The 14,670-nt window shown below is 43.4% G+C and carries 16 protein-coding genes and 1 other annotated feature; all 16 genes read left to right on the top strand.

What is annotated here, in order from left to right; genetic code table 11:
* The 16 genes from NSQ09_RS18645 (at window position 1) to glyS (ending at window position 14,627) form a co-directional block, all read left to right on the top strand.
* A complete protein-coding gene (locus tag NSQ09_RS18645) occupies window positions 1-447 on the top strand; it encodes a GatB/YqeY domain-containing protein (RefSeq protein ID WP_003230022.1) in 447 nt (148 codons plus the stop codon).
* A gap of 130 nt (window positions 448-577) precedes the next feature.
* The gene (locus tag NSQ09_RS18640; protein ID WP_041351689.1) at window positions 578-1,891 is read left to right on the top strand and encodes an NfeD family protein; all 1,314 of its coding nucleotides are present in this window, start codon (window positions 578-580) and stop codon (window positions 1,889-1,891) included.
* 21 nt (window positions 1,892-1,912) lie between these two features.
* Complete coding sequence (floA, locus tag NSQ09_RS18635) at window positions 1,913-2,908, top strand: flotillin-like protein FloA (RefSeq protein ID WP_341032347.1); 996 nt, start codon at window positions 1,913-1,915, stop codon at window positions 2,906-2,908.
* A gap of 23 nt (window positions 2,909-2,931) precedes the next feature.
* The gene (locus NSQ09_RS18630) at window positions 2,932-3,351 is read left to right on the top strand and encodes a hypothetical protein (protein ID WP_326233959.1); all 420 of its coding nucleotides are present in this window, start codon (window positions 2,932-2,934) and stop codon (window positions 3,349-3,351) included.
* Window positions 3,352-3,407: 56 nt separating this feature from the next.
* Window positions 3,408-3,689 carry a sporulation protein YqfC gene (gene yqfC / locus NSQ09_RS18625; protein ID WP_003226191.1) on the top strand — a complete coding sequence of 94 codons (282 nt, stop codon included), beginning with the start codon at window positions 3,408-3,410 and terminating at the stop codon, window positions 3,687-3,689.
* Window positions 3,690-3,707: 18 nt separating this feature from the next.
* Complete coding sequence (gene yqfD / locus NSQ09_RS18620) at window positions 3,708-4,904, top strand: sporulation protein YqfD (RefSeq protein WP_003230033.1); 1,197 nt, start codon at window positions 3,708-3,710, stop codon at window positions 4,902-4,904.
* Window positions 4,901-5,860 carry a PhoH family protein gene (locus NSQ09_RS18615; RefSeq protein WP_014477373.1) on the top strand — a complete coding sequence of 320 codons (960 nt, stop codon included), beginning with the start codon at window positions 4,901-4,903 and terminating at the stop codon, window positions 5,858-5,860. The genes yqfD and NSQ09_RS18615 overlap by 4 nt, the downstream gene beginning before the upstream one ends.
* Window positions 5,861-5,938: 78 nt before the next feature.
* On the top strand, window positions 5,939-8,074 hold the full coding sequence (gene pgpH / locus NSQ09_RS18610; RefSeq protein WP_010886570.1) for a cyclic-di-AMP phosphodiesterase PgpH: 2,136 nt from the start codon (window positions 5,939-5,941) through the stop codon (window positions 8,072-8,074).
* Complete coding sequence (gene ybeY, locus NSQ09_RS18605; protein ID WP_041333780.1) at window positions 8,075-8,548, top strand: rRNA maturation RNase YbeY; 474 nt, start codon at window positions 8,075-8,077, stop codon at window positions 8,546-8,548. It begins immediately after the preceding gene.
* Complete coding sequence (locus NSQ09_RS18600) at window positions 8,529-8,900, top strand: diacylglycerol kinase family protein (protein WP_015384119.1); 372 nt, start codon at window positions 8,529-8,531, stop codon at window positions 8,898-8,900. Before ybeY ends, NSQ09_RS18600 begins: the two co-directional genes overlap by 20 nt.
* A gap of 118 nt (window positions 8,901-9,018) precedes the next feature.
* The gene (locus NSQ09_RS18595) at window positions 9,019-9,429 is read left to right on the top strand and encodes a cytidine deaminase (protein WP_003230049.1); all 411 of its coding nucleotides are present in this window, start codon (window positions 9,019-9,021) and stop codon (window positions 9,427-9,429) included.
* A complete protein-coding gene (era, locus tag NSQ09_RS18590; protein ID WP_003230051.1) occupies window positions 9,410-10,315 on the top strand; it encodes a GTPase Era in 906 nt (301 codons plus the stop codon). Before NSQ09_RS18595 ends, era begins: the two co-directional genes overlap by 20 nt.
* Before the next feature lie 147 nt (window positions 10,316-10,462).
* Window positions 10,463-10,606: a YqzL family protein gene (locus tag NSQ09_RS18585; RefSeq protein ID WP_003230053.1), complete on the top strand. Its 144-nt coding sequence runs from the start codon at window positions 10,463-10,465 to the stop codon at window positions 10,604-10,606.
* Window positions 10,607-10,642: 36 nt separating this feature from the next.
* Window positions 10,643-11,410, top strand: coding sequence for a DNA repair protein RecO (gene recO / locus NSQ09_RS18580; protein ID WP_014477369.1), 768 nt, complete (start codon window positions 10,643-10,645; stop codon window positions 11,408-11,410).
* 39 nt (window positions 11,411-11,449) lie between these two features.
* Window positions 11,450-11,625, top strand: a binding site (T-box leader).
* A gap of 82 nt (window positions 11,626-11,707) precedes the next feature.
* Window positions 11,708-12,595 carry a glycine--tRNA ligase subunit alpha gene (glyQ, locus tag NSQ09_RS18575; RefSeq protein ID WP_003226213.1) on the top strand — a complete coding sequence of 296 codons (888 nt, stop codon included), beginning with the start codon at window positions 11,708-11,710 and terminating at the stop codon, window positions 12,593-12,595.
* Window positions 12,588-14,627, top strand: a complete 2,040-nt coding sequence (gene glyS / locus NSQ09_RS18570; protein ID WP_014480291.1) for a glycine--tRNA ligase subunit beta — start codon at window positions 12,588-12,590, stop codon at window positions 14,625-14,627. The genes glyQ and glyS overlap by 8 nt, the downstream gene beginning before the upstream one ends.
* Window positions 14,628-14,670: the final 43 nt, after the last annotated feature.

Raw genomic sequence — 14,670 nt, 5'->3', positions numbered from 1 at the left:
ATGAGTCTTCTTGAGCGTCTCAACCAGGATATGAAGCTGTATATGAAAAACCGTGAGAAAGACAAACTGACTGTCGTTCGAATGGTTAAGGCTTCACTTCAAAATGAAGCAATTAAGCTTAAGAAAGACAGTTTGACCGAGGATGAGGAACTCACTGTCCTTTCTCGTGAACTTAAGCAACGTAAAGACTCCCTCCAGGAATTTTCAAACGCTAATCGTTTAGATTTAGTAGATAAAGTTCAAAAAGAGCTGGACATTTTAGAAGTTTATTTACCTGAGCAGCTGTCAGAAGAAGAGCTGCGTACAATCGTAAATGAAACCATCGCGGAGGTCGGTGCGAGCTCAAAAGCGGACATGGGCAAAGTGATGGGGGCAATTATGCCTAAAGTAAAAGGTAAAGCTGACGGAAGTTTAATTAATAAGCTTGTGAGCAGTCAACTGTCTTAAATGGCAAAGAAAAGGACATCTTTCTAAGAGAGATGTCTTTTTTTATACATAAAAAAATGAAACCTTTGATACATTTGTTACGTATGAAGAGAAGGCACTTATTATAAAAGGAAGGAGGGATACACCGCCCTTGCTTCAAATCAAAGGATTCCGTGCTGCTCTTTTGGGTATATTTTTACTTTCTTTATTAGGCGTACAGCTGAACGCAAAAGCAGAAAAACAAACTGTTTATGTGATTCCGGTTGAAAAAAATGTCGAACAGGGTCTCGCCTCGTTTTTGTCCCGTTCGTTACAAGACGCAAAGGATGCACATGCAGACCATATTATTCTTGATATCAATACCCCGGGGGGATTGGTCAAATCTGCTATTGATATGGCCGATTTGATAACCGAAAGCGAGATCCCCATAACTGCATATGTCAACAAACGCGCGTTGTCTGCTGGTGCATATATTGCACTTCAAGCAGATCACATTTATATGGCGCCTGGCGGAAAAATGGGAGCCGCCGCGATTGTTGATGGCCAAGGCAATGCCGCTGACCAAAAAGCCCAATCACTTTGGCTGGCAGAGATGGAAGATGCCGCAGTGAAAAATAACCGTGATCCAAAATATGCGCTCGCAATGGCTGACCCGGATATAGATGCCAAGGAAGTCGGCGCGCCTAAGGGAGATCTGCTGACACTTAACGCAGACAAGGCAATTGAGGTAGGCTATTCAGAAGGCACTGCTGACAATTTATCCACGCTCGTAAAGAAGCTTGGGTTCGAAAAGGCGCAGATCAGCTATGCAAAGGAGAGCTTTGCGGAAAAGACGGCAAGGTGGCTGACGAATCCGGTCATTGTCCCTATTCTGCTGACAATCACTTTTTTAGGTCTGACGGTGGAGCTTTTTTCCCCAGGTGTCGGCCTCCCTGGAACGGCTGGACTCATTGCGTTATTGCTGTTCTTTTACGGGCATCTCGCAGCAGGCCTTGCCGGGTATGAGACGGTTCTCCTCTTTATAGCAGGGGTGATCCTCATCCTGCTTGAGATTTTCCTTCCCGGAGGAATCATTGGATTACTGGGTTTGGGAGCGATTATTGCGAGCCTGTTTTTAGCCGCGGGGAGCTTCACTGTCATGGCGGTTTCTCTCTTGATCGCCTCAGCTGTTTCGATTACAGCTTTTATTTTACTGGCAAGGGTGTTGGGAAAGCGTATGAAATTCTTTAAGAAATTGATATTAAATGATTCTACAAACACGGAGAGCGGCTACGTTTCAAATCAAACGCGCACGGACTTAATGGGAAAAGTGGGTATAACCTTTACACCGCTGCGTCCTTCCGGTACCGTGATTATTGATGATGAACGCCTTGACGTTGTTTCGGAGGGATCGTTTACAGAAAAAGATAAAAAAGTAAAAGTGATTAAAGTAGAAGGCTCACGCATTGTCGTGAGAGAAATTTAAATAGAAACGAGGAGAAGTTATATGGATCCGTCAACACTTATGATTCTGGCAATTGTCGCAGTAGCGATCATTGTTTTGGCAGTATTTTTTACATTTGTGCCTGTAATGCTTTGGATTTCAGCTTTGGCAGCCGGAGTGAAAATCAGCATTTTCACTCTAGTTGGGATGAGGCTTCGCCGTGTCATTCCGAATCGGGTTGTTAACCCGCTGATTAAAGCGCATAAAGCGGGACTTAATGTTGGAACAAACCAGCTTGAAAGCCACTATCTGGCTGGAGGTAATGTTGACAGAGTCGTCAACGCGCTTATCGCCGCTCAGCGAGCTAACATTGAACTCACATTCAAGCGCTGTGCTGCCATTGATCTTGCAGGCCGGGACGTGTTGGAAGCTGTTCAAATGAGCGTTAATCCTAAGGTGATTGAAACACCGTTCATTGCCGGTGTCGCAATGGACGGGATTGAAGTGAAAGCGAAAGCGAGAATCACAGTAAGAGCGAATATCGAGCGCCTCGTCGGGGGAGCAGGAGAAGAAACCATTGTAGCTCGTGTAGGTGAGGGGATCGTTTCTACAATCGGTTCATCTGGCAATCATAAAAAAGTGCTTGAAAACCCTGACATGATTTCTCAGACAGTCCTTGGAAAAGGATTGGACTCAGGAACTGCGTTTGAAATTCTCTCAATTGATATTGCAGATGTAGATATCGGCAAAAACATCGGTGCAATTTTACAAACCGATCAGGCTGAGGCTGATAAAAACATCGCGCAGGCAAAAGCGGAAGAACGACGTGCGATGGCTGTCGCTCAAGAACAGGAAATGCGCGCCCGCGTAGAAGAAATGCGCGCGAAAGTGGTAGAAGCCGAGGCGGAAGTGCCGCTTGCGATGGCAGAAGCTTTGCGTGAAGGGAATATTGGCGTCATGGATTACATGAATATCAAGAACATCGATGCTGACACAGAAATGCGTGATTCATTCGGGAAGCTGACGAAAGACCCTTCGGATGAAGACCGCAAATCATAATCTCTCTAAGAAGGAGAACGCTGATGGAAGATTTACTGACCAATCCGCTTATTATTGCAGCGATCATCGGAATCATTTCTGCGATTTTCGGCAAAAAGAGCAAAGAAGAAAAGCAAAACAGCCAAAAAAGAAAAAAAACTCAACACGTGCAATCTGTATCTCCTCAAAAGAAGCAGTCAAAAGAAGATGTCCCTGCACCTATCCCTAACCGTATGGAACAGGCAAGACGGGAAGCGGAAGAAAGACGCAGGGAAACAGCAAGAAACCTGAAAGGGCTGGAACGAGATCTTGCTGCTGCCAAACAAAAAACAGTATACACAAAACAAAAAATGCTTCAGGTGAATAAAGACACCGTCGTACAGGGGATCGTTCTAGGAGAGGTGTTCGGACCTCCACGGGCGAAAAAACCTCACCGTACGATGCGCCCGGCCCGTAAAAATTAAAGTGTTAGAACCTCCTTTCAAATCATACATATGAGATGAAAGGGGGTTCTTTTTGTATGGGGCAAAGAAAGAATCGTATGAAAGCTTGGCTGACAAGAGCATTGGAAATTCCCCCGGACGTTATGATGGATCTGCCGAGGATTACAATGGTTGGCAGACTTCATATCTACATAGAAAACCACAGAGGCCTTTTGCTTTTCAGTGAGAATGAAGTGCGGCTGATGCTGAAGCAGGGCCAGTGCATCATATCTGGTAAAAATTTTGTCATCAAGGCGATTCTTCCGGAAGAGATACTTTTGGAGGGTACGATTGATGTCGTTCGATATGTTGAGTCATAAAGCCGAGGGGGAAATGTTGTGAAAAATAAATGGCTGTCTTTTTTTTCGGGTAAGGTCCAGCTTGAATTGACGGGAAGAGGGATTGAGCGGCTCCTTAATGAATGCACAAGACAGGGGATTCCGGTCTTTCATGTCAAAAAAAAGAAAGAAGCCGTATCGTTATATATACAGCTTCAGGATGTACATGCCTTTCGGCGGGTAAGAAGTAAATTTAAATGTAAAGCCCGATTTATCAATCGGAAGGGATTTCCCTTCCTGTTGCTGAAATCAAAGCTGAATATAGGGTTTACGATCGGTTTTGCGATTTTTTTCATTCTTTTGTTTTTGCTGTCCAATATGGTGTGGAAAATTGATGTGACAGGCGCTAAGCCTGAAACAGAACATCAAATGAGGCAGCATCTTAATGAAATCGGCGTCAAAAAGGGCCGTCTGCAGTTTTTAATGATGTCGCCCGAAAAAATACAGAAATCATTAACCAATGGAATAGACAATATCACTTGGGTCGGAGTTGATCTGAAGGGGACGACCATTCACATGAAAGTTGTGGAGAAAAATGAGCCCGAAAAAGAAAAGTATGTTAGCCCGCGCAATATTGTCGCCAAAAAGAAAGCAACCATTACGAGAATGTTTGTGCAAAAAGGACAGCCCATGGCTGCCATACACGATCATGTTGAAAAGGGTCAGCTGCTTGTTTCGGGACTGATCGGCAGCGAAGACCATCAGCAGGAAGTCGCCTCAAAAGCAGAAATTTACGGAGAAACCTGGTATAGATCAGAAGTGACTGTCCCGCTTGAAACATTATTTAACGTCTATACGGGCAAAGTAAGGACAAAGCACAAGCTTTCTTTTGGTTCTTTGGCAATCCCGATCTGGGGGATGACGTTTAAAAAAGAGGAATTGAAGCATCCAAAAACAGAACAAGAAAAGCATTCGCTTCATTTTCTCGGATTTAAGCTCCCTGTATCCTATGTCAAAGAGCAAACGAGAGAAAGTGAAGAGGCTTTGCGAAAATATACGAAAGAAGAAGCAGTTCAAGAAGGCATTAAATTGGGTAAACAGGATGTAGAGGATAAAATAGGCGAAAACGGCGAGGTGAAAAGTGAAAAAGTTTTGCACCAGACTGTTGAGAATGGTAAAGTAAAGTTGATTATTCTCTACCAAGTTATAGAAGATATCGTTCAAACCACACCTATTGTCAGGGAGACTGAAGAATGACAGAACATTTACTTGCGATGAATCAAAAACTGAAAAACCCGGACGAGGCGCTTTCACTCTTCGGGAACCAAGATTCTTTTTTGAAATTGATGGAGAAAGATCTGAATGTAAATATCATTACGCGCGGCGAGACGATTTATGTTTCAGGCGATGATGAATCGTTTCAGATTGCAGACAGGCTGCTGGGATCGCTCCTCGCTTTAATTCGCAAGGGGATAGAGATCTCTGAACGTGATGTGATTTACGCCATCAAAATGGCAAAGAAGAATGAACTTGAATACTTTGAAAGCATGTATGAAGAAGAAATTACAAAAAACGCAAAAGGCAAATCAATCCGTGTAAAAACAATGGGACAGCGGGAATACGTGGCCGCTATGAAGCGGAATGACCTTGTATTCGGCATTGGTCCGGCGGGAACCGGGAAAACGTACCTGGCTGTCGTAAAAGCAGTCCATGCTTTAAAAAACGGACATATCAAAAAAATCATTTTAACAAGACCTGCCGTGGAAGCTGGTGAAAGCCTTGGTTTTCTCCCAGGTGACCTAAAAGAAAAAGTAGATCCTTATTTGCGCCCGCTGTATGACGCTCTCCATGATGTGCTTGGGGCAGATCATACAGAACGTCTGATGGAAAGAGGCATCATTGAAATTGCTCCGCTCGCATATATGAGGGGACGGACGCTCGATGATGCTTATGTTATACTTGATGAAGCACAGAATACCACGCCTGCTCAAATGAAAATGTTTTTGACGAGACTGGGTTTTGGCTCTAAAATGATCATTACAGGTGACGTTAGCCAAATTGATCTGCCGAAAGGCGTCAAATCGGGACTTGCAGTAGCGAAGGAGATGCTGAAAGGAATAGACGGCATTTCTATGATTGAGCTAGACCAGACAGACGTGGTCAGACATCCGCTTGTTGCGAAAATTATTGAAGCATACGATAAGCAAAATTAATGCTGAATGACCCGATCGCGCGTTATCGGGTCATTTTTATGATTGCTTATTGGCTTGATGTTTCAAGAGGAGGTTCTTGTGTTGAAAAAGAAGGCTAAGACCAAAAGCAGCTCAAAAAAATGGAGCAGTTTTAAAAATGCCCGCTCCATGCATGTACTGCTGTATCTTCTGCTGGCTGCCATTATGTTTGCTTTGCTCTTTGTACATGTTAAGCCGGAAACACTTGATTTAGACCTGTTTTCAGTCAGCGACAAGACCATTTATGCTCCGGCAACCGTGGAAGATCAAAAAGCCACAGAGGAAAAAAAGCAAGCCGCTGAGGACGCGGTTGAGGATCAATATACATTAAAAAAAGAATACACAGATAATCGGATTGACCTTGTGTCATCAATATTCGACAGTATCAGTGAAGTGAAAAAATCATCGGAAGAAGGCAGCAAATCACCATCGGAAAAATCAATGGTCAAATCCGTAAAGGATAAATTGACGTCAGATGTGAATGATTCCATATCCGAGGACTCAATTAAGACATTGCTGAAAGCAGACAGTGAAGACTTTTCTTTTGTCAGAGATACGGTCATTACCGCAGTAAATACGGTCATGAGCAGTGAAATCCCTTCGGATAAACTATCTGATGCAAAGGATAAGGTAGAAAAAGAGCTAAAGAGCAATTCTATTCCGTCTAAATACTTGGGAGCTGCGACAGAAATCGGGCGTTTTGCTATTATTCCGAATTACGTCTTTGATCCGAAAGCAACAGAGGCAAAACGGCAGGAAGCTTCAGACAATGTCCAGCAGGTTCAAATCAAACAGGGACAAGTGCTTGTGGAAGAAAATGACCTCATTGATCGGGAAGTGTACAGGAAACTTGAGCTGACCGGGTTATTAAATAACTCAAATCTCTTTAAACCGATCAGCGGGCTATTGATTATGATCGGACTTTTCATTGCAACACTTGTATATTATTTTGAAAAACAGAAACAAAATCTGAAGTTTAAAAACCAATCCATTCTGTTATTCTCGATTATCACAACACTTTTGCTTGTGATCATGGAGGTTGTCAGTTTGTTTCAGAAGATGGAGTATAATAATATCGGCTATCTGGTCCCCATTGCGGCCGGCGCCATCTTAATCAAACTGCTGATGAATGAACGCATTGCCATTTTGGGAAGTATCATTCTTGCGATTTGCGGAAGTATGATGTTTAATCAGGGTGTGACAGGAACATTCAATTATGTCATAGGGATTTATTATTTGATCAGCGGCATTTCAGGTGTATTATTTTTAGGAAAACACAATGCAAGATCAAAGATTTTGCAGACCGGACTTTTCGTGGCGTTTATTAATATGGTTGTCGTTCTATCCTTATTATTGATCCAGAACACTGCGCTGTCGGGTCTTGAAATCGGCACGTTAATGCTCATGGGGGTTGTGTCGGGGTTTGCTTCATCTGTATTGATCATCGGCCTGATGCCGTTTTTTGAGACGGGCTTTGGCATTTTATCCACCATGAGGCTGCTCGAGCTGTCTAATCCTAACCATCCGCTATTGCGCAAAATACTGACGGAAACACCAGGTACATATCATCACAGTGTAATGGTTGCCAATTTATCAGAGGCAGCCTGTGAAGCGGTTGGGGCTAATGGTTTGCTTGCAAGAGTCGGCGCATATTATCACGATCTCGGAAAAACAAAGCGCCCGCAATATTTTATTGAAAACCAAATGAATATTGACAATCCGCATGACAAGCTGTCACCTCAGTTAAGTAAAAATATTATTATCTCGCATACGACAGACGGTGCGAATATGCTGAGAAGCTATAAATTTCCGAAAGAGCTTGTCGATATTGCTGAGCAGCATCATGGAACCTCGCTTTTAAAGTTTTTTTACTATAAAGCGAAGGAAAAAGGCGACCAGATTACAGAGGAAGAGTTCCGTTATCCGGGGCCGAAGCCGCAGTCAAAGGAAGCCGCAATTATATCAGTGGCCGACAGTGTTGAAGCGGCCGTCAGATCCATGCACAATCCAAATCCTGAACGAATTGAAAAGCTTGTCCGGGGTATTATATCCGATAAGCTTCAGGACGGACAGTTCAGTGAATGCGATTTGACATTTAAAGAGCTGGATACAATCGCAAAAACGCTCTGTGCAACATTAAAAGGAATTTTCCACTCCCGGATTGAATATCCGGAGGCTACTAAGAAGGTGAAATAGATGAGTTTACTGATTGATATCGTTGATGAAACAGGAAGCGTCTCAGAAGAGATGCTCAAAGAAGTAGAAAATCTGCTTCAATTTGCCGCTGAGCGTGAAGGCGTTCAGGATCAGGCTGAAGTTTCTGTCACGATTGTTTCCAATGATGACATACATCAGATTAACAAAGAATACCGGGGAAAGGATGCTCCGACAGATGTCATCTCATTTGCTCTTGAAGAAGAGGGAGAAGGCGAGATCGAAATCGTGGGCGCCGAAATGCCTCCGGTTTTAGGTGATATTATCATCAGTGCCGATCGCACAAGAGAGCAGGCAGAGGAGTATAATCATTCTTTTAAAAGAGAGCTCGGATTTCTAGCTGTACACGGATTTCTGCACCTTTTAGGATATGACCATTTGACGAAAGAGGAAGAAGAGGAGATGTTTACTAAGCAAAAGGAATTGCTGGACGCTTATGGACTCAAAAGATCATAGAAATGAGCTGAAGCGATTCTTCAAAAGCTTCGTGCATGCAGGCCGGGGCATCTGGGAAACAGCGCGGACGGAGCGGAATTTCCAATTTCATGCCGCAGCCGCCTGCGCTGTACTCATTTGCGGCTTCCTTGTAGAGCTCAGCATGATTGAGTGGATGATTATATTCCTTTTGATTGGCGGTATGTTTTCGCTTGAGCTTTTAAATACAGCCATTGAACATACGGTTGATTTAATAACTGACAAACATCACCCTCTTGCTAAAGCGGCTAAGGACGCTGCCGCCGGGGCTGTTTGCGTTTTTGCCGTGATTTCGTGTATCATTGGTTTACTTATTTTTTTGCCAAAGCTGTAATGGCTGAAAATTCTTACATTTATTTTACATTTTTAGAAATGGGCGTGAAAAAAAGCGCGCGATTATGTAAAATATAAAGTGATAGCGGTACCATTATAGGTAAGAGAGGAATGTACACATGAACAGACAAGAATTAATAACAGAAGCTTTAAAAGCGCGTGATATGGCATATGCGCCGTATTCCAAATTCCAAGTAGGAGCCGCTCTTCTTACCAAGGATGGAAAAGTGTACAGAGGCTGCAACATTGAGAACGCGGCATACAGCATGTGCAATTGCGCCGAGCGTACCGCTTTATTTAAAGCTGTTTCTGAAGGGGATACAGAGTTTCAGATGCTGGCCGTTGCGGCTGACACCCCTGGACCGGTATCTCCGTGCGGAGCCTGCCGCCAGGTGATTTCTGAGCTTTGCACAAAAGACGTTATTGTCGTACTGACTAATTTACAAGGACAAATAAAAGAAATGACTGTGGAAGAATTATTGCCAGGCGCATTTTCATCGGAGGATTTACATGACGAACGAAAGCTTTAAATCAGGATTTGTATCCATTATTGGAAGACCAAACGTAGGAAAATCTACATTTTTGAACAGAGTCATTGGACAGAAAATCGCGATCATGAGCGATAAGCCCCAAACGACGAGAAACAAGGTGCAAGGAGTACTGACGACAGGCACATCACAAACCATTTTTATTGACACACCTGGGATTCATAAACCTAAGCATAAGCTTGGGGACTTTATGATGAAAGTGGCGCAAAATACATTAAAAGAAGTCGATTTGATCTTGTTTATGATCAATGCTGAGGAAGGCTACGGGAAGGGCGACGAATTCATCATTGAGAAATTGCAGACGATGTCTACGCCTGTATTCTTAATCGTAAACAAAATCGATAAAATTCATCCCGACCAATTGCTTCTGCTAATTGACGAATACCGCAAACGTTATCCTTTTAAGGAAATTGTTCCGATTTCTGCTTTAGAAGGAAATAACATCGAAACCTTGCTCGCTCAGATTGAAGCGTATTTGCCGGAAGGGCCGCAATTCTATCCGAGTGACCAGGTAACTGACCACCCTGAGCGATTTATCATTTCTGAATTAATCAGGGAAAAGGTGCTGCATTTGACGAGAGAAGAAATCCCGCACAGCATTGCGGTGGCCATCGAATCCATCAAAGGGCAGGACAACGGTTCTGTGCACGTAGCGGCAACGATTGTGGTCGAGCGGGATTCCCAGAAAGGCATCGTGATCGGTAAAAAAGGAAGCCTTCTAAAAGAGGTTGGAAAAAGAGCGAGAGCGGATATTGAAGCACTGTTGGGCTCCCGTGTCTACCTTGAATTGTGGGTGAAAGTGCAGAAAGACTGGCGTAATAAAATGTCCCAGCTTCGCGATTTTGGCTTTAAAGAGGACGAATATTAATCTCTAGCTGTGTGTGTCATTATCTCACAGGAACAGGGATACATTAGCAAATTTTGTTTAACATGAAATGGAGGACATCTGGTCAAGATAAAGGTAAGAATTTGGAGTTTAGGTAAGCTAGTTTAACTACAGAAAGGTGGGTTTCTTGTGTTGAATTTTACCTGGAACGTATTTTCTCAAACAGGAAATGTTGATACGTATCTTCTTTTTAAAGAACTGGAAAAAGAGAACATGGAAAGACCCGAAGAACTAGAAGATGAGCTAGCCCGATTTGATTATCCAATTTTATAAACCTCTTGGCCGCTCCTGCTTGAGGAAGGTGCGGAAATGCTGACAAAATGTGAAGGAATCGTTCTTCGCACAAATGATTACGGAGAGACGAATAAAATCGTAACTTTACTGACAAGAGAACACGGAAAAATAGGTGTTATGGCACGAGGCGCCAAAAAACCGAACAGCCGTTTATCAGCAGTCAGCCAGCCCTTTTTGTATGGTTCTTTCTTAATGCAAAAAACATCGGGCCTCGGAACGCTTCAACAGGGGGAAATGATCCTCAGCATGAGAGGCATCAGGGAAGACTTGTTTTTAACAGCATATGCTGCCTATATTGCTGAGTTAGTCGACAGAGGCACAGAAGAAAAAAAGCCAAATCCTTATTTATTTGAATTCATATTAGAATCATTAAAACAGCTGAATGAAGGAACAGATCCGGATGTTATCACCTTCATTGTTCAAATGAAGATGCTCGGTGTCATGGGCCTGTATCCTGAGCTGAATCATTGTGTACATTGTAAGAGCCAAGACGGAACCTTTCATTTCTCTGTTCGTGATAATGGTTTTATATGCCACCGCTGTTTTGAAAAAGATCCTTACAGGATACCGATCAAACCGCAAACGGCAAGGCTGTTAAGACTCTTTTACTATTTTGATCTGTCGAGGCTCGGCAATGTGTCCTTAAAAGAGGAAACAAAAGCTGAATTAAAGCAAGTGATTGATTTATATTACGAAGAATATTCGGGATTGTATTTAAAATCAAAGCGCTTTTTAGATCAAATGGAAAGCATGAAACATCTTATGGGTGAAAACAAAAGTTGACATTTGGTCCATCTTTTTATATGATCATTTATTATAAAATATGTTGCAGTGAGAGAAAGAAGTACTTGCGTTTACCTCATGAAAGCGACCTTAGGGCGGTGTAAGCTAAGGATGAGCACGCAACGAAAGGCATTCTTGAGCAATTTTAAAAAAAGAGGCTGGGATTTTGTTCTCAGCAACTAGGGTGGAACCGCGGGAGAACTCTCGTCCCTATGTTTGCGGCTGGCAAGCATAGAGACGGGAGTTTTTTGGTTGCTGCCGCAGTCAACTTATGAAAGAAAAGTGGAGGTGCTTGAAATGAATATTCAAGACATGATTCTAACCTTGCAAAAGCATTGGTCCAGTCAGGGCTGTGTGCTTATGCAGGCTTACGATGTAGAAAAAGGAGCCGGCACGATGAGCCCGTATACATTTTTGCGCAGTATCGGTCCTGAGCCGTGGAAAGTGGCTTATGTAGAGCCTTCCAGACGTCCGGCAGACGGCCGCTACGGGGAGAACCCGAACAGACTGTATCAGCATCATCAGTTCCAGGTCATTATTAAACCGTCACCTGATAACATTCAAGAGCTGTATTTGGATTCCTTGCGTGCTCTTGGAATTGATCCGCTTGAGCACGATATTCGCTTTGTTGAAGACAACTGGGAGAATCCGTCTTTAGGCTGCGCGGGTCTAGGCTGGGAAGTTTGGCTTGACGGAATGGAAATAACACAATTTACGTATTTCCAGCAGGTCGGGGGATTAGAGTGTAAACCCGTTTCTGTAGAGATTACGTATGGAATTGAGCGTCTCGCGTCTTATATCCAGGATAAAGAAAACGTGTTTGACTTGGAATGGACGTCAGGGTTTACAGTAAAAGATTTATTCATGATGGCTGAATATGAGCATTCTGTTTATACGTTTGAAACATCAGACGTCGATATGCTGTTCCAATTGTTCAGCACATATGAAAAAGAAGCGATCAAGCAAATGGATAACGGACTTGTTCATCCAGCGTATGACTATGTGCTGAAATGCTCGCACACCTTCAATCTGCTTGACGCCAAAGGTGCGATCTCTGTTACCGAGCGGACGGGCTATATCGCAAGAGTGCGGAATTTAGCTAGAAAAGTAGCAAAAACCTATTATGAGGAACGAGAAAAACTAGGGTTCCCAATGCTTAAAGGGGAGGGTTCTTCTCATGAGTAAACAGGATTTACTTTTAGAGATCGGATTAGAGGAAATGCCGGCGCGCTTTTTGAATGAAAGCATGGTTCAGCTTGGCGACAAGCTGACAGGCTGGCTTAAAGAAAAAAATATTACTCACGGTGAAGTGAAACTCTTCAATACACCGAGACGTCTTGCTGTGTTCGTTAAGGGTGTCGCAGAAAAGCAGGATGATATAAAAGAAGAAGCAAAAGGACCTGCGAAAAAAATTGCCCTTGATGCGGACGGGAACTGGACAAAAGCGGCAATCGGCTTTTCAAAAGGCCAAGGCGCGAATGTGGAAGACCTGTACATCAAAGAAGTAAAAGGCATAGAGTATGTATTCGTGCAAAAATTCCAAGCCGGCCAAGAAACGAAGTCGCTTCTGCCAGAATTGAGCGGTTTAATTACAAGCTTGCATTTCCCGAAAAACATGCGCTGGGGAAATGAAGATTTGCGTTATATCCGACCGATCAAATGGATTGTCGCATTATTTGGACAGGATGTCATTCCATTTTCGATCACAAACGTTGAGTCTGGACGGACAACACAGGGACATCGTTTCCTCGGACATGAAGTGTCAATTGAATCACCTTCAGCTTATGAAGAGCAGCTGAAAGAACAGCATGTTATTGCTGATCCTAGCGTCCGAAAGCAAATGATTCAATCTCAGCTGGAAGCAATGGCTGCTGAAAACAATTGGAGCATTCCAGTTGACGAAGACCTTCTTGATGAAGTGAATCATTTAGTAGAATACCCGACAGCTCTTTACGGTTCATTTGAATCGGAGTTTCTGTCAATTCCTGAAGAAGTGCTTGTCACGACAATGAAAGAGCATCAGCGCTACTTCCCTGTCAAAGACAAAAACGGTGACCTGCTGCCTCACTTTATCACAGTCCGAAACGGCAACAGCCACGCGATTGAAAATGTGGCCCGAGGCAATGAAAAAGTGCTGCGCGCACGTTTATCTGATGCTTCATTCTTCTACAAGGAAGATCAGAAACTAAACATTGATGCAAATGTGAAGAAGCTTGAAAATATCGTTTTCCATGAAGAGCTTGGTTCTCTTGCTGATAAGGTTAGAAGAGTCACATCAATCGCAGAGAAACTTGCCGTTCGTCTTCAGGCTGATGAAGATACATTAAAACATGTGAAGCGGGCTGCTGAAATTTCTAAATTCGACCTTGTGACGCATATGATATATGAATTCCCTGAACTTCAAGGAATTATGGGCGAAAAGTATGCGAGAATGCTTGGCGAAGATGAAGCTGTGGCTGCGGCAGTTAATGAACATTATATGCCTAGATCAGCGGGCGGAGAAACGCCTTCTACTTTCACCGGAGCTGTTGTAGCAATGGCGGATAAGCTTGACACAATCGCTTCATTCTTCTCTATCGGCGTAATTCCGACCGGTTCCCAGGACCCTTACGGACTGCGCCGCCAAGCTAGCGGTATTGTTGCGATTCTTCTTGACCGCAACTGGGGAATTTCATTTGAAGAGCTGCTAACTTTCGTACAAACCGATAAAGAAATTGAACTGCTGGATTTCTTCACTCAGCGCTTGAAATATGTCTTGAATGCTGAACAAATCAGACATGATGTCATTGACGCCGTGCTGGAAAGCTCTGAGCTTGAGCCGTATTCTGCGCTGCATAAAGCACAAGTACTGGAGCAAAAGCTTGGTGCACCTGGCTTTAAGGAAACAGCCGAAGCGTTAGGCCGAGTGATCTCTATCAGCAAAAAAGGAGTCCGCGGAGACATTCAGCCTGATCTGTTTGAAAATGAATACGAAGCAAAACTGTTTGATGCCTACCAAACAGCGAAGCAAAATCTGCAGGAAAACTTCAGCAAAAAAGATTATGAGGCGGCGCTTGCTTCACTTGCAGCCTTAAAAGAACCGATCGATGCTTACTTCGATCATACAATGGTTATAGCGGATAATGAGTCATTAAAGGCAAATCGTTTAGCGCAAATGGTAAGCTTGGCGGATGAGATCAAGTCCTTTGCGAATATGAATGCCCTTATTGTAAAATAAAGAGAGAAAAGGCGGTTGCTGTGTGATCGGTAATCGTCTTTTC

Origin of the sequence: Bacillus sp. FSL W8-1202, assembly GCF_038006165.1 — a bacterium.
Taxonomy (GTDB): domain Bacteria; phylum Bacillota; class Bacilli; order Bacillales; family Bacillaceae; genus Bacillus; species Bacillus subtilis.
Note: the sequence above shows the minus strand (reverse complement) of the source record. Positions and strands in the feature narration are given on the sequence as shown.

What these genes read in the sequence shown, in the direction of transcription:
- NSQ09_RS18600 (WP_015384119.1), top strand. Translation starts at nt 8,529, where the DNA reads ATGGACTCAAAAGATCATAGAAATGAGCTGAAGCGATTCTTCAAAAGC.
- yqfC (WP_003226191.1), top strand. Translation starts at nt 3,408, where the DNA reads ATGGGGCAAAGAAAGAATCGTATGAAAGCTTGGCTGACAAGAGCATTG.
- NSQ09_RS18645 (WP_003230022.1), top strand. Translation starts at nt 1, where the DNA reads ATGAGTCTTCTTGAGCGTCTCAACCAGGATATGAAGCTGTATATGAAA.
- era (WP_003230051.1), top strand. Translation starts at nt 9,410, where the DNA reads ATGACGAACGAAAGCTTTAAATCAGGATTTGTATCCATTATTGGAAGA.
- glyS (WP_014480291.1), top strand. Translation starts at nt 12,588, where the DNA reads ATGAGTAAACAGGATTTACTTTTAGAGATCGGATTAGAGGAAATGCCG.
- NSQ09_RS18595 (WP_003230049.1), top strand. Translation starts at nt 9,019, where the DNA reads ATGAACAGACAAGAATTAATAACAGAAGCTTTAAAAGCGCGTGATATG.
- ybeY (WP_041333780.1), top strand. Translation starts at nt 8,075, where the DNA reads ATGAGTTTACTGATTGATATCGTTGATGAAACAGGAAGCGTCTCAGAA.
- NSQ09_RS18630 (WP_326233959.1), top strand. Translation starts at nt 2,932, where the DNA reads ATGGAAGATTTACTGACCAATCCGCTTATTATTGCAGCGATCATCGGA.
- glyQ (WP_003226213.1), top strand. Translation starts at nt 11,708, where the DNA reads ATGAATATTCAAGACATGATTCTAACCTTGCAAAAGCATTGGTCCAGT.
- NSQ09_RS18615 (WP_014477373.1), top strand. Translation starts at nt 4,901, where the DNA reads ATGACAGAACATTTACTTGCGATGAATCAAAAACTGAAAAACCCGGAC.
- recO (WP_014477369.1), top strand. Translation starts at nt 10,643, where the DNA reads ATGCTGACAAAATGTGAAGGAATCGTTCTTCGCACAAATGATTACGGA.
- floA (WP_341032347.1), top strand. Translation starts at nt 1,913, where the DNA reads ATGGATCCGTCAACACTTATGATTCTGGCAATTGTCGCAGTAGCGATC.